The organism is Ectothiorhodospira shaposhnikovii (assembly GCF_022227765.1).
Classification (GTDB): Bacteria; Pseudomonadota; Gammaproteobacteria; order Ectothiorhodospirales; family Ectothiorhodospiraceae; genus Ectothiorhodospira.
Window position 1 is genome coordinate 1 of sequence record NZ_JAJMLZ010000001.1, and the last position, 14,282, is coordinate 14,282.

At 64.6% G+C, this 14,282-nt stretch carries 11 protein-coding genes; 10 read left to right on the forward strand and 1 reads right to left on the reverse strand.

Translation table 11 applies throughout. The features are described 5' to 3' along the window. Positions 1-215: 215 nt before the first annotated feature. The 7 genes from uvrA (at position 216) to lnt (ending at position 9,381) form a co-directional block, all read left to right on the forward strand. Positions 216-3,053 carry an excinuclease ABC subunit UvrA gene (gene uvrA / locus LQD11_RS00005; protein WP_238615705.1) on the forward strand — a complete coding sequence of 946 codons (2,838 nt, stop codon included), beginning with the start codon at positions 216-218 and terminating at the stop codon, positions 3,051-3,053. A gap of 313 nt (positions 3,054-3,366) precedes the next feature. After that, the gene (ssb, locus tag LQD11_RS00010; RefSeq protein WP_238615706.1) at positions 3,367-3,852 is read left to right on the forward strand and encodes a single-stranded DNA-binding protein; all 486 of its coding nucleotides are present in this window, start codon (positions 3,367-3,369) and stop codon (positions 3,850-3,852) included. 180 nt (positions 3,853-4,032) lie between these two features. Continuing rightward, positions 4,033-5,403, forward strand: a complete 1,371-nt coding sequence (gene miaB / locus LQD11_RS00015; RefSeq protein ID WP_238615707.1) for a tRNA (N6-isopentenyl adenosine(37)-C2)-methylthiotransferase MiaB — start codon at positions 4,033-4,035, stop codon at positions 5,401-5,403. Between the two features lie 78 nt (positions 5,404-5,481). Next, positions 5,482-6,468 carry a PhoH family protein gene (locus tag LQD11_RS00020; RefSeq protein WP_238616132.1) on the forward strand — a complete coding sequence of 329 codons (987 nt, stop codon included), beginning with the start codon at positions 5,482-5,484 and terminating at the stop codon, positions 6,466-6,468. After that, on the forward strand, positions 6,468-6,914 hold the full coding sequence (gene ybeY, locus LQD11_RS00025; protein WP_238615708.1) for an rRNA maturation RNase YbeY: 447 nt from the start codon (positions 6,468-6,470) through the stop codon (positions 6,912-6,914). Before LQD11_RS00020 ends, ybeY begins: the two co-directional genes overlap by 1 nt. Before the next feature lie 21 nt (positions 6,915-6,935). Next, positions 6,936-7,814 (forward strand): HlyC/CorC family transporter, encoded by an 879-nt coding sequence (locus LQD11_RS00030; RefSeq protein WP_008931209.1) that lies wholly within the window; start codon positions 6,936-6,938, stop codon positions 7,812-7,814. 4 nt (positions 7,815-7,818) lie between these two features. After that, on the forward strand, positions 7,819-9,381 hold the full coding sequence (gene lnt / locus LQD11_RS00035; protein WP_238615709.1) for an apolipoprotein N-acyltransferase: 1,563 nt from the start codon (positions 7,819-7,821) through the stop codon (positions 9,379-9,381). Here the strand turns inward: lnt and LQD11_RS00040 are convergent. Next, positions 9,378-9,902 carry a zinc ribbon-containing protein gene (locus LQD11_RS00040; RefSeq protein WP_008931207.1) on the reverse strand — a complete coding sequence of 175 codons (525 nt, stop codon included), beginning with the start codon at positions 9,900-9,902 and terminating at the stop codon, positions 9,378-9,380. The two genes, lnt and LQD11_RS00040, sit on opposite strands and share 4 nt — an antisense overlap. 354 nt (positions 9,903-10,256) lie before the next feature. On the opposite strand from LQD11_RS00040, the gene leuS reads away from it, so the two are divergent. From leuS to holA, 3 genes are read left to right on the forward strand one after another with little or no spacing between them, the layout of a single operon-like run. Continuing rightward, on the forward strand, positions 10,257-12,713 hold the full coding sequence (gene leuS, locus LQD11_RS00045) for a leucine--tRNA ligase (RefSeq protein ID WP_238615710.1): 2,457 nt from the start codon (positions 10,257-10,259) through the stop codon (positions 12,711-12,713). Between the two features lie 59 nt (positions 12,714-12,772). Beyond that, complete coding sequence (locus LQD11_RS00050; protein WP_141565247.1) at positions 12,773-13,249, forward strand: LPS-assembly lipoprotein LptE; 477 nt, start codon at positions 12,773-12,775, stop codon at positions 13,247-13,249. After that, positions 13,246-14,277, forward strand: a complete 1,032-nt coding sequence (gene holA / locus LQD11_RS00055; protein ID WP_238615711.1) for a DNA polymerase III subunit delta — start codon at positions 13,246-13,248, stop codon at positions 14,275-14,277. Before LQD11_RS00050 ends, holA begins: the two co-directional genes overlap by 4 nt. Positions 14,278-14,282: the final 5 nt, after the last annotated feature.

A 14,282-nucleotide genomic window follows, 5' to 3' on the forward strand; every position in this document is an offset into this window, starting at 1 on the left:
CCATTCCCGCCCCGCGTCATTCCCGCCACCCCTGCGTCATTCCCGCGAACGCGGGAATCCAGTGACAGGACAGAAAACCCTGGACTCCCGCTTGCGCGGGAGTGACGAAAGAGTACGGGAGTGACGATGAGATTTTGCTTTCACGGCAAGGGCTTTACTTTCAGTGCTAAAATGCTCGTTTGCCCGCCGGCAACCCACTCGGGAGCCTCTGTTCCATGGAAAATATCCTCATCCGCGGTGCCCGCACCCACAACCTGCAGAACGTGGATCTGACGCTTCCGCGGGATCGGCTGATCGTCATTACCGGGGTATCCGGTTCCGGCAAATCCTCCCTGGCCTTCGACACCCTCTTTGCCGAAGGACAGCGCCGCTATGTGGAATCCCTGTCCGCCTATGCCCGGCAGTTTCTGTCGGTGATGGAAAAGCCGGATGTGGATCATATCGAGGGACTGTCCCCCGCGATTTCCATCGAACAGAAGACCACATCTCATAACCCGCGCTCCACCGTGGGGACGATCACCGAGATCTATGACTACCTGCGCCTGCTGTTTGCCCGCGCGGGAGTGCCCCGCTGCCCCGATCACGACACCAGTCTCGAAGCCCAGACCGTGAGTCAGATGGTGGATCAGGTCTTGGCGCTTCCAGAAGGCGAGAAGCTCATGCTGCTGGCCCCCGTGATTCAGGAGCGCAAGGGGGAGCATCAGAACGTACTTGAAGGGTTGAGAGCCCAGGGTTATCTGCGGGCCCGAATCGATGGCGAACTGGTGGAGTTGGATGATCCACCCAAGCTGGAACCCCGCCGCAAGCACACCATCGAGGTGGTGGTGGACCGTTTCCGGGTGCGGGATGATGTCCGGGTGCGCCTGGCGGAATCCCTGGAAACCGCCCTGAATCTCTCCGAGGGGATCGCCCTGGTGACCTGGCTGGATGCGCCGGAGCGGGCGCCGATGGTGTTTTCCTCCCGGTTTGCCTGCCCTGTCTGCGGTTATTCCATTCAGGAACTGGAGCCACGGCTGTTTTCCTTCAACAATCCGGTAGGCGCCTGTCCCACCTGTGACGGTCTGGGTGTGCAGCAGTTCTTCGACCCCGAGCGGGTGGTGGCCCATCCGGAACTGAGTCTGGCCGGTGGGGCGGTGCGAGGCTGGGATCGTCGCAACGCCTATTATTTCCAGATGATCCAGAGTCTGGCGCGGCATTATGATTTCGATATCGAGGTGCCCTTCCAGTCCCTGGATGCATCGATTCGCCAGGTGGTGCTCCACGGTAGCGGCCGCACGCGGATCGAGTTCGAGTATCAAAATGAACGGGGGCGGATCGCCCGCTCCACCCAGCCCTTTGAAGGAATCATTCCCAACCTGGAGCGACGCTACCGGGAGACGGATTCCAGTGCCGTGCGCGAGGAGTTGGCCAAGTACCGCTCCATGCATCCCTGTCCGGACTGCCAGGGAACGCGCCTGAATCGGGCCGCCCGTCATGTGTTCATCGGGAGCCACACGTTGCCGGAGCTGACCCGTCTACCCATCGGAACGGCCCGACACTTTTTCCAGGATCTGTCCCTGCCGGGCAAGCAGGGCAGGATTGCGGAGAAGATCCTCAAGGAAATCGTCGCCAGGCTGGATTTTCTGGTGAACGTGGGGCTGGACTACCTCACCCTGGATCGGTCAGCGGATACCCTTTCCGGCGGCGAGGCCCAGCGTATCCGGTTGGCCTCTCAGATCGGTGCCGGGCTGGTGGGGGTCATGTACATCCTGGACGAGCCTTCCATCGGCCTGCATCAGCGGGATAACGAACGCCTGCTCAATACCCTGACCTATCTGCGGGATTTGGGCAATACGGTGATCGTGGTGGAGCACGATGAAGACGCCATCCGTCGGGCGGATCATGTGGTGGACATCGGTCCGGGGGCCGGTCGTCACGGGGGGCGCATCGTGGCCCAGGGGACCCCGGAGGCGGTCAGCCATACTGCGGAGTCTCTCACCGGCCAGTACCTGTCCGGACACCGCCGGATCGATGTGCCTGCCCGCCGGCATCCTGTGGACCCGGCGCGCCAACTGGTCATCCGGGGCGCCAGCGGCAATAACCTGCGCGATGTGGATCTGTCCGTCCCGGTGGGGCTGTTCACCTGTGTCACCGGTGTGTCCGGTTCCGGCAAGTCCACTCTGATCAACGATACCCTGTATCGCCTCATGGCCCTGCGTATCAATCGTGCCGGTGAACAACCGGCCCCTTATGCCTCGCTGGAAGGGGCGGAGTTTTTCGACAAGGTGGTGGACATCGACCAGAGCCCTATTGGTCGCACGCCCCGTTCCAATCCGGCCACCTACACCGGCCTGTTCACGCCCATCCGCGAACTGTTTTCCGGGGTGCCGGAGGCCCGCTCGCGGGGCTATGCCCCGGGGCGATTTTCATTCAACGTGAAGGGCGGCCGTTGCGAGGCCTGTCAGGGCGACGGCGTCATCAAGGTGGAGATGCATTTTCTGCCGGATGTCTATGTGCCCTGCGATGTCTGCAAGGGCAAGCGCTACAACCGGGAGACCCTGGAGATTCGTTACAAAGGCAAAACCATCCATGAAGTGCTGGAAATGACCGTGGAGGACGCCCTGGAGTTTTTCCAGGCGGTGCCGGCCCTGCGGCGCAAGCTGGAAACACTGATGGATGTGGGGCTGTCCTACATCCAGTTGGGGCAGAATGCCACCACCTTGTCCGGCGGCGAGGCCCAGCGGGTGAAACTCGCGCGGGAACTGTCAAAGCGGGATACCGGTCGTACCCTGTATATCCTCGACGAGCCCACCACCGGGCTGCATTTTCACGATGTGGAACAATTGCTCAAGGTGCTGCACCGCCTGCGCGACCATGGCAACACGGTGGTGGTGATCGAGCACAACCTGGACGTGATCAAGACGGCGGACTGGCTCATCGATCTGGGGCCGGAAGGGGGTTCCGGTGGCGGCGAGATCATCGCCACGGGGACGCCGGAGCAGATCGCCGCCGAGCCTCGCTCACATACGGGACGGTTTCTGGCACCGATGCTGGCGCTGGATCCCACTGGATGACCGAATACGGCTCTCAGCATGTCATTCCCGCGAAAGCGGGAATCCCGTCGCGGGCTGTGAAGTTCTGGACTCCCGCTTTCGCGGAAGTGACCATGAAAGTCTCGCGGGAGTGGCGGTAAGTCTTTTCCGGGTGTAGCGGCAAGCCTCCTTGCTTGAGTCACGGCAAGGGAGGGGGGTGAGCCTGGACAGTAAGGCATGACCTGTTCCCCATGATCCATGGACGGTCTATGCTCTGGTGGGCGGGCGGATAAATTCCGGCCTTGCCCCCTCAATCACGATACAATGGACGATTTCTGTTTTCGGGAGCGGTCTCATGGCTAAAGGCATCAACAAGGTCATCCTCATCGGCAATCTGGGCAATGACCCGGATGTGAAATACATGCCCAGTGGGGCCGCCGTGGCCAACGTGAGCCTGGCTACCGCGGAACGCTGGAAGGACAAGCAGACCAATGACTGGACCGAGCGCACCGAGTGGCACCGCCTGGTGTTCTTCGGGCGTCTGGCGGAGATCGCCGGTGAATACCTGCGCAAGGGCTCCCAGGTCTATGTGGAAGGGCGCCTGCAGACCCGGGAATGGGAAAAGGACGGCATCAAGCGCTATACCACCGAGATCGTGGTCAATGAAATGCAGATGCTGGGCGGTCGCAGCGGCGGTGGTTCCGGCGATTTCGACAGTGGTCGCGGCAGCAGCCATGACGCCGGTGACGGCGGCAGACCTGCGCCTCGGCAGGCACCGGCCCCGGCGGCGTCTTCCAGTCGTCCGATGCAGGATGATTTCGAGGACGATATTCCCTTCTAGATTCCACTTCCTTCTCCTTCGGGGGAGAAGGGCCGGGGATGAGGGGCGACCAGACCCCGGCTTGATGCCGGAGCACCTTGCCCCTCACTCCAACCCCTCTCACATCAGGGGGAGAGGGGCTTGTTCTGCAACATGCATATCGCTTTCGCTTTGCCTGACCGGACTTCCAAGAATCACCCCATGCGTACCAAGATCTATATCCAGACCCACGGCTGCCAGATGAACGAGTACGACTCGGGCAAGATGCTGGACGTGCTGCGTGAATCCCACGGGGGCGAGCTGACGGATGATCCCATGGACGCGGATGTGCTCCTGCTCAACACCTGTTCCATCCGGGAAAAGGCCCAGGAAAAGGTCTTTTCCCTGTTGGGGCGTTGGCGTGCCATCAAAGAACAGCGCCCCGGCGTGGTGATCGGTGTCGGCGGTTGCGTGGCCAGCCAGGAAGGGGAACTGTTGCGGGAGCGCGCCCCCTTCGTGGACATGGTCTTTGGTCCCCAGACCCTGCACCGACTGCCCCAGATGCTGGAAAGCGCCCGGGGTGGCCGCTATCCGGTGGTGGACGTGTCCTTCCCCGAGATCGAGAAGTTCGACGCTCTGCCTGAACCCCGGGCCGACGGCCCCACGGCGTTTGTGTCCATCATGGAAGGGTGCAGCAAATACTGCACCTACTGTGTCGTCCCCTATACCCGGGGCGAGGAGATCAGCCGGCCCTTCGACGACGTCCTGGCCGAAGTGGCCCAGCTGGCGGCCCAGGGGGTGCGAGAGGTGAACCTGCTGGGGCAGAACGTGAACGCCTACCGGGGCCGCATGCACGATGGCGAGATCGCCGACCTGGCCCTGCTGATCCACTATGTGGCGGCGGTGGACGGGATCGATCGCATTCGCTTCACCACGTCCCATCCGGTGGAGTTTTCCGACAGCCTGATCCGCGCCTTCGCCGAGGTGCCCCAGTTGGCCGGCCATCTGCACCTGCCGGTACAAAGCGGTTCGGACCGGATACTGGCGGCCATGAAGCGTGGGCACACGGCCCTGGAGTACAAGTCCAAGATCCGGCGCATCCGTGAGGCCCGGCCGGACATCTGCCTGTCTTCGGATTTCATCGTCGGCTTCCCCGGTGAAACGGAGGCGGATTTTCAGGCCACCATGAAACTGATTCATGATATCGGCTTTGACCAGTCCTTCAGCTTCATCTACAGTCGCCGTCCCGGCACCCCGGCGGCGGTGATGGAGGATGACGTGCCCCTGTCGGTGAAGAAGCAACGCCTGCAGCACCTGCAGGACACCATCAATGCCTCCGCCCAGGCCATCAGTGAAGCCATGGTGGGGCAGGTGGAGTCGGTACTGGTGGAAGGCCCGTCCCGCAAGGATCCGCGCTGGATGGCGGGACGCACCGGCAACAACCGGGTGGTGAACTTCCCGGCGGATCCGGACTGCATCGGACATTTCGTTCCGGTGCGCATTACCGAGGCCCTGAGTCATTCACTGCGGGGCGAACGGGTGCCTGACGAGCAACAACCCGAACCGATGCCGAAGGCCGCCGCGAGCGGCTGATCAGGCTATACTCCGTGGACACACAACCCGCCTTGATGGCCTGAACCTGCCTTGACTGAAACTCCTGCCGATTCTCAAGTGGCGGCCTCCCCGGTGACAGTGGAACTGTCCCTGGAGCCCGCCGACAACCTGCGCCTGGCAAATCTCTGTGGTCAGTTCGATGAGCATCTGCGGCTCATGGAGCAGCGCCTGGGCGTGGAAATCAACAACCGGGGTGCCCGCTTCAACGTGATCGGTGACCCGCAACCGGCCCAGGCCGGCGCCGAGCTGTTGCGGGATCTTTACCGGGCCACCGCGAAGGAGACCCTCAACCCCGCCCGCGTCCACCTGCATCTGCAGGAGTCGGGGATTGACCGCCTGCTGTCCCGGCGGGAGGAAAAGGCGGACGAGGATGAAACGCCGCTGCATCTCAAGCGGGGCGTGATCCGCGGTCGCGGGGCCAACCAGCTCCGCTACCTGCGCAACATCCGCACCCATGACTTGAACTTCGGCATCGGGCCGGCGGGCACGGGCAAGACCTACCTGGCCGTGGCCGCCGCCTGCGAGGCCCTGGAAACGGAGCGGGTGCGACGCCTGGTGCTGGTGCGTCCGGCGGTGGAGGCCGGGGAGCGGCTGGGATTTTTGCCCGGGGACCTGGCTCAGAAGATCGACCCCTATCTGCGGCCCATGTACGACGCCCTCTACGAGATGCTGGGTTTTGAAAAGGTGGCCAAGCTGATGGAGCGCAATGTCATCGAGGTGGCGCCTCTGGCCTACATGCGTGGCCGCACCCTGAATGATGCCTTCGTGATACTGGACGAGGCCCAGAACACCACCTCGGAACAGATGAAGATGTTCCTGACACGCATCGGCTTTGGTTCCACCGCGGTGGTGAACGGTGACGTGACCCAGACGGACCTGCCCAATCCCCGGCAGTCGGGGCTGCGCCATGTGATCGAGATCCTGCAGGATGTGAAGGGCATCAGCTTCACCTTCTTCACCTCCCGGGACGTGGTGCGCCATCCCCTGGTGCAGCGCATCGTCGAGGCCTATGACGCGAGCGAATCGTCTCGCAAGGACCGCTGATGTCCCGGGATGTGCAATTGCAATACGCGGTGCCGCGCAAGGGGATACCCGGGCCGGCAAGCTTTCGTCGCTGGGTGGATCTGGCTTGCCAGGGCTGCGAGGGGTCGGTGCTGATCCGCATCACCGATGAGACGGAAAGTGCGCAGCTCAATCATCAGTATCGGGGCAAGTCCGGTCCCACCAATGTGCTGTCATTCCCCTTCGAGGCCCCGGCGGGTGTGCCGATGGCCCACCTGGGAGACCTGGTGATCTGCGCCCCGGTGGTGGCCCGGGAGGCGGCGGAGCAGGGCAAGCCGGTGCAGAGCCACTGGGCGCACATGGTGATCCACGGTGTACTGCACCTGCGCGGCTTCGATCACCTGTCCGAGGCCGAGGCCGAGGTGATGGAGACGATTGAAACATTGCTCATGGCAGAATTGGGCCATGCAGACCCCTATGCGTACTGAATCCTTCCGACCTCTCATTCCATGAATACCGATCGCTCCAGCGAACCTCCCGCCCGTAGTTGGGTGGAACGTCTCACCCTGGCCCTGTCCGGGGCCGAGCCCAGGGACCGCGCCCAACTGGTGGAACTGCTGCGCGGTGCCCATCAGCGCCAGATCATCGATCCCGATGCCCTGGGCATGATCGAGGGGGTGATGCAGGTCTCCGAGATGCAGGTGCGGGATATCATGATCCCCCGCGCGCAGATGGATGTGGTGCGGCGGGATGCCGCCCTGGACGACATCGTCGCCATCCTGGCCGATTCGGCCCATTCCCGCTTTCCGGTGATCGGTGACGACCGGGACGAGGTGGTGGGCATCCTGCTGGCCAAGGACATGCTGCGTTATTTCGTGAAGGACGGTCAGGAGGTCTTCGACATGCAGGACATCCTGCGTCCCGCCGTCTTCGTGCCCGAGAGCAAGCGCCTGAACGTGCTGCTCAAGGAGTTCCGCAACAGCCGTAATCACATGGCCATCGTGGTGGATGAGTACGGCGGCGTGGCGGGGCTGGTGACCATCGAAGATGTGCTGGAGCAGATCGTCGGCGAGATCGACGACGAGCATGACATCGAGGACTTCCTCACTCACATCCTGCGCCACGCCAATGGCCGCTTCACGGTGAAGGCCCTCACGCCCATCGAGGAGTTCAACGCCTATTTCAATACTGATTACAGCGATGACGAGTTCGACACCATCGGCGGATTCGTGATCCATCGCTTCGGCCATGTCCCCAAGCGCGGCGAGGAACTGAGCTTCGATCGTTTCCATGTCCGGGTGTTGCGGGCCGATAACCGCCGGGTGCATCTGCTGGAACTCAGTTACCGTGAAACCCCGCCCGCCGAGGCGGAGCCCACCCCGCTCTGATCCCATGACCCACGCGCTTGCGGCTGTGCCCCTGATCCGGACGCTGGAACGGCACCCCCGTTGGGCCCTATGGCTGGCCCTGTTGGCCGGCGCCGCCCTGGTGCCGGCCTTTGCCCCCTTTGAACTGCGTGTGCTGGGTGTGCTGGCGCCGGCCCTGCTGTTCGTGCTCTGGGCCGGGGCGCAACCCCGCCAGGCGGCCTGGCGGGGCTATGCCTTCGGCCTTGGCATGTTCGGGGCCGGCGTCTACTGGGTGTATTACAGCCTGCACCTGTTCGGCGCGGCCATTGCCCCCCTGGCGGCCCTGATCACGGCCGGCTTCGTCATGCTGCTGGCCCTGTTCCCGGCCCTGCTCGGCTATCTGGCCGCCCGCCTGCGGGGGCGGACGACCGCCTTCGTGCATTTGGTGTTGCTGGTGCCGGCCCTGTGGGTCCTGTTCGAGTGGTGGCGTGGCTGGTTTCTCACCGGATTCCCCTGGCTGCTGCTGGGGACGGCCCAACTGGATACGGCCCTGGCCGGCTATATGCCGGTGCTGGGAGTCTTTGGTACCGGCATGGTGGCGGCGATGATGGCCGGCGCCCTGGCCTGGGGTGTCGTGAGCGGGCATCGTCGGCTGGCGGCGGCGCTGGGATTGGTGGGATTGCTGTGGCTGGGGGGGCTGGGACTCAAACAGGTGGAATGGACCCGCCCCGTGGGCGAGCCGTTGCAGGTCAGCCTGTTGCAGGGGAACATGGCCCAGGAGGACAAGCTGCGTCCGGAGGAACTGGTGACGGCCATGGGCCTGTATGCCTACCTGACCGAAGAGGCCTTCGGCAGCGATCTGATCCTCTGGCCCGAGACGGCGGTGCCCAGTTTCTATCACTACCTGGAAGAGGATTTCCTCCTGCCCCTGGCGGCGGAGGCGCGCACCCATGGCAGCGAACTGCTGGCCGGCATCTTCACCTACGAACCCGAAACCCGGCGCATGTTCAACAGCATCGCCAAGGTGGATGCCGAGCGCCCTCAGTTCTATCACAAGCGCAAGCGGGTGCCCTTTGGTGAATACCTGCCGCTACGGGGACTGCTGGAGTGGCTGGACGGCTATATCGAGCTGCCCATGGCGGACCTGTCCAGGGGGCACGGAGGCTTCACCCTTGAGGCGGCCGGGATCGTGCTGGGAGCCTCCATCTGCTACGAGGATGCCTTCGGACATCTGATCATCCGTGCCCTGCCGCGGGCGCAGATGCTGGTGAACGTGACCAACGATGCCTGGTTCGGGGATTCCATCGCCCCCCATCAGCACCTGGAAATCGCCCGGGTGCGGTCACTGGAAGCGGGGCGGGAAATGCTCCGGGCCACCAATACGGGGATCTCGGCGGTGATCGATCATCGGGGCGGGATCCGGGATCGTTCGCCCCAGTTCGAGACCCACGTGCTGACCACCCGGGCGCAGCCCCGGGAAGGGCTCACCCCCTATGCCCTGTGGGGGAACTGGCCGGTGGTCACGGGGCTGACATTGCTGGTGGCGGGGCTGGTGCTGGCCGGGCGACGCGGCCCGGCGTCCCCTTCATCACCGGTGCCTCGCTCCTAGTCCCGGGCCCTTCGATATTCGGTGCCGTGGCACTTCGGGCAGGGCGGGATCCGGCCGCTCTCGGTGAAATGCAGTTCGGTGTCACACCGCTTGCAGGCCAGCACTCCTGGCGCCGCCACTTCACCGGTGTGCCAGACTCCCACCGCCCGGGCACGGGCCTCCAGTTCCGCCAGCTCCACCCGGGTGCGGTCGGCGATGGAGGACAGCAGGTCCAGGATCCGGGCCTCGATGAGTTGCAGGTCCATGCGGAACCAGGTGCGAAAATCCCGGCTCGACTCGTTCAGGTAGTCGCCGATGTCATGCAGATCCCGGCGGATGTATTCGGCCACCTCGTGGGCCTCCTCGCGGGTGGCCTCGCCCAGTTCCACGGCTTTGTGACGGGCGTCCTCGATGGCATGTTCCAGGGTCGGGCCGGTCTTTTCCTCTGCCACTTCCACGGCATGCCGCACCCGTTCCAGCATCCGGTCGTAGGCATGGACCAGTCCGTCCCGGATGGGATGTTCGCTCTGTTTGTCCGACATGATTCCAACCTCCAGCATTGCACATGGGTCATAAAAAGGATCGGTGTTGCAGAAGGGGGAGGCCGTAGTCCTGGAGGCGGGTGTTTGCCGCAGGGATGCGGCAATCAAGCCTACAGGGACGTATTCACGGCGTCCCGCCGACGGGACCACGGCCTCCCCCTGTCTTCCACCATGCTTCCAAGAGTACACCAGGTTTCACGCGTCCCACCCATGCCCCGGCTCAGGTCAATATGCCGGAAGTTGTGACCCCCCGGCAGTCACGCTATCCTTGCCGGTCTTCCCGGAGCCATGGACAACGCAGCGGCGGTCCGCGCCCCTGGCCCGTGCATTCCCAGATTCAGCCGGTGGAACCCCATGCAAGAACACTACGAACCCGAAGTCGTCGAAACCGATGCCCAGGCCTGGTGGGAAGCCAATGACTGCTTCCGTGCCCGGGAGGATGACGGCCGGGAACCCTTCTACTGCCTTTCCATGTTCCCGTACCCCAGTGGGCGGCTCCACATGGGCCATGTGCGCAACTACACCATCGGCGACGTCATCGCCCGCCACCAGCGCATGCAGGGGCGCAACGTGCTCCAGCCCATGGGCTGGGATGCCTTCGGTCTGCCCGCCGAGAATGCCGCCCTCAAGCACGGCGTGCCCCCGGCCAAGTGGACCTACGAGAACATCAACTACATGCGTGGCCAGCTCAAGCGCCTGGGGTTTGCCTACGACTGGTCCCGGGAAATTGCCACCTGCCGGCCCGAGTATTACCGCTGGGAGCAGTGGCTGTTCACCCGCCTGTTTGAAAAGGGACTGGTCTACAAGAAGACCGCCGTGGTCAACTGGGACCCGGTGGACCAGACCGTGCTGGCCAATGAACAGGTTATCGACGGCCTGGGGTGGCGTTCCGGTGCCCCGGTGGAACGCCGGGAGATCCCCCAGTGGTTCCTGCGTATCACCGACTACGCCGAAGAGCTGCTCAATGGCCTGGATACCCTGACCGGCTGGCCGGAGCAGGTACGCACCATGCAGCGCAACTGGATCGGCCGCTCCGAAGGGGTGGAAGTGGTCTTCCAGGTAGACGGTCACGACACCCCCCTGACCGTCTATACCACCCGCCCCGACACCCTGATGGGGGTGAGCTATCTGGCGGTGGCGCCGGAACACCCCCTGACCGCCCTGGCCGCCGAGGACAACCTGGCCCTGGCCGGTTTCATCGAGGAATGCAGCCACACCAAGGTGTCCGAGGCCGACATGGCCACCATGAAGAAGCGGGGCGTGGCCACCGGTCTCAAGGCCATCCACCCCATCACCGGGGAAAAGGTGCCCGTGTGGGCCGCCAACTTCGTGCTCATGGAATACGGCACCGGCGCCGTGATGGCGGTGCCCGCCCACGACCAGCGGGACTGGGAGTTTGCCCGGGCCTACGGCCTGCCCATCCGGCAGGTGATCCGTCCCGCCGACGGGGCCGCCGCCATCGACCTGGACAAGGAAGCTTTCACCGAGAAGGGCATTCTGCTGGCCTCCGGCCGGTTTGACGACATGGACTTCGACCAGGCCTTCAATGCCATCGCCGATCAGCTGGAAGCCGAGGGCCGGGGGCGGCGCCGGGTCAATTACCGGCTGCGGGACTGGGGTGTCTCCCGGCAGCGTTACTGGGGTTGCCCGATTCCCATTATCAACTGTCCGGACTGCGGTCCGGTTCCCGTCCCCGAAGATCAGCTGCCGGTGGTGCTGCCGGAAGCGGTGGCCTTCGACGGCGTGGGTTCCCCGATCAAGAAAATGCCCGAATTCTACCGCACCCCCTGTCCCCGCTGCGGCGGCGAGGCGGAGCGGGAAACGGACACCTTCGACACCTTCTTCGAGTCCTCCTGGTATTACGCCCGCTACGCCTGCCCGGACAACGACGGCGCCATGATGGACGAGCGGGCCTGTCACTGGCTGCCCGTGAATCAGTATGTGGGCGGCATCGAACATGCGGTGCTGCACCTGCTCTATGCCCGCTTTTTCCACAAGCTGATGCGGGACGAGGGGCTGGTGCCGGGGGATGAACCCTTCGCCAACCTGCTGACCCAGGGCATGGTGCTCAAGGACGGGGCCAAGATGTCCAAGTCCAAGGGCAACACGGTGGACCCCCAGGAACTGATTCAGCGGTACGGTGCCGATACCGTGCGCCTGTTCATGATGTTCGCTGCGCCGCCGGAAATGTCCCTGGAATGGTCCGATTCCGGGGTGGAGGGGGCTTCCCGTTTCCTCAAGCGACTGTGGAAACAGACCCACGACCATCTCGGTGCCGGACCCGCACCGGCCCTGGATGCTCCTTCGCTGACCGAGGCTCAGGCGGATCTGCGCCGCAAGCTGCATCAGACCATCGCCAAGGTGAGCGATGACATGGGCCGGCGCCATACCTTCAACACCGCCATTGCCGCCTGCATGGAACTGCTCAATGACCTGAGCCGTTTCGAGGATGCCACGCCCCAGGGGCGCGCCCTGATGCAGGAGGCCCTGGAGGCCATCGTGCTGATGCTCTCGCCCATCGTGCCCCACATCACCCATCGCCTGTGGGCCGAGTTGGGACATCCGGATGCCCTGGTGGATCGCCCCTGGCCCCAGGTGGACCCCGCCGCCCTGGAGAGTGACACCCAGGAACTGGTGATTCAGGTGAACGGCAAGCTGCGCGGCCATCTGCGGGTGCCCACCGGTGCCGAACGCGCCGCCATCGAGGCCCAGGCCCTGGCCGACGAGAACGTCAGGCGACACATCGACGGCAAGACCGTGGCCAAGATCATCGTGGTCCCGGGCAAGCTGGTGAACGTGGTTGCCAAGTGATGCACGGTCGAGGCGTCAGGCCGTGGCGGTCGGGACCGGGGCGGACAGCCCTGGTGCTGATGCTGTGCCTGCTGCTGGCTGCCTGCGGCTTTCAGTTGCGGGGGGCGGCGGGCCTGCCGCCGGAGATGGCCCGTACCGCCATCACCGGCCTGGGGGCCTTCGACCCCCTGGTCATCGACCTGCAGCTGGCCCTGCGCGCCGCCGGGGTGGAACCGGTGCCCCTGTCCAAGGCCACGGCCGAGCTGCGCATCCATGATCTGAGGACCGGCCGCCGGGCCCTGTCCGTGGGGCGAGATGCCCAGGTCTCCGAGTACGAGGTCTTCACCCGCCTGACCTATTCGGTGAGAGGGCGGGGGAATGACTTCGAGATCCCCGAGCAGAGTCTGACCCTGACCCGGGACTATCTCTTCGATCCGGAAGGCGTGCTGGGACAGGCCGAGCAGGAACAGAGCCTGCGGGAGTCCATGCGCCGCGACCTGGTCCAGCTGATCCTGCTGCGACTGCAGGCGGCGGGGAACCATTCAGCGTTGCCATGAAACTCAAGCCGGAGCAACTGGAGAGCCACCTGCAAAAGGGGCTGGCGCCGATCTATCTGCTCAGCGGCGAGGAGCCGCTGCAGCTGATGGAGGCCGCCGATGCGATCAGGGCGCGGGCACGGGCCGAGGGGTTCGAGGACCGGGAGGTCTTCACCGTGGACAAGGGGTTTGACTGGGGCCAGGTCCAGACCGCCGCCGAGAGCCTGTCCCTGTTCGCCCAGCGCCGGGTACTGGAACTGCGCATGCCGTCCGGCAAGCCCGGCGCCCAGGGCGGCAAGGTACTGGAGGCCTGTGCCGGACAGCCGTCCGCGGATACGGTGTTGATCATTCAGTGCGGCAAGCTGGAACGACAGGAGCAGAAGTCCCGCTGGTGTCAGGCCCTGGAGCAGGCCGGGGTGATGATCCAGGTCTGGCCCCTGGATCTGGCGGGGACCGAGGCCTGGATCACCCGTCGCATGAGCCGTCGCGGGCTGCAACCCACCGCCGGGGCGGCCCGGTTACTGGCGGAGCGGGTGGAAGGCAACCTGCTGGCGGCCGCCCAGGAGATCGACAAGCTGATGCTGTTGCAGGGGGACGGCCCGGTGGACGAGGCCGCGGTGATGGCCGCGGTGGCCGACAGTGCCCGTTTCAGTGTCTATGACCTGACCGACGCCGCCCTGGCCGGGGAGGCGGGCAGGGCGGTGCGGATCCTGTCCGGCCTGCGGGCCGAGGGCATCGCGCCGGTGCTGGTGAGCTGGGCCCTGGCGCGGGAGATCCGCACCCTCAACCGGCTGGCGGAACAGGCCGCCGCCGGCACCCCGCCCCAGGTGGTGCTCAAGTCGGTCTGGCCGCCCCAGCGCCAGCCGGTGGTGCGCCAGGCCCTGCGACGCCTGTCCCTGCATGCCCTGGGGCAATTGCTGCGGGAGGGCGCGCGGGCGGATCAGGTGGCCAAGGGGCAGAAGCCGGGCAGCCCCTGGGATGAATTGTTAGACTTGACCCTGGGATTGGCAGGACATCCGTCTTCCTTGATCCGCAACCACTCACATTGAAAAAG

What these genes read in the sequence shown, in the direction of transcription:
- ybeY (WP_238615708.1), top strand. Translation starts at nt 6,468, where the DNA reads ATGTCCCGGGATGTGCAATTGCAATACGCGGTGCCGCGCAAGGGGATA.
- LQD11_RS00040 (WP_008931207.1), bottom strand. Translation starts at nt 9,902, where the DNA reads ATGTCGGACAAACAGAGCGAACATCCCATCCGGGACGGACTGGTCCAT.
- holA (WP_238615711.1), top strand. Translation starts at nt 13,246, where the DNA reads ATGAAACTCAAGCCGGAGCAACTGGAGAGCCACCTGCAAAAGGGGCTG.
- uvrA (WP_238615705.1), top strand. Translation starts at nt 216, where the DNA reads ATGGAAAATATCCTCATCCGCGGTGCCCGCACCCACAACCTGCAGAAC.
- lnt (WP_238615709.1), top strand. Translation starts at nt 7,819, where the DNA reads ATGACCCACGCGCTTGCGGCTGTGCCCCTGATCCGGACGCTGGAACGG.
- LQD11_RS00050 (WP_141565247.1), top strand. Translation starts at nt 12,773, where the DNA reads ATGCTGTGCCTGCTGCTGGCTGCCTGCGGCTTTCAGTTGCGGGGGGCG.
- LQD11_RS00030 (WP_008931209.1), top strand. Translation starts at nt 6,936, where the DNA reads ATGAATACCGATCGCTCCAGCGAACCTCCCGCCCGTAGTTGGGTGGAA.
- miaB (WP_238615707.1), top strand. Translation starts at nt 4,033, where the DNA reads ATGCGTACCAAGATCTATATCCAGACCCACGGCTGCCAGATGAACGAG.
- leuS (WP_238615710.1), top strand. Translation starts at nt 10,257, where the DNA reads ATGCAAGAACACTACGAACCCGAAGTCGTCGAAACCGATGCCCAGGCC.
- ssb (WP_238615706.1), top strand. Translation starts at nt 3,367, where the DNA reads ATGGCTAAAGGCATCAACAAGGTCATCCTCATCGGCAATCTGGGCAAT.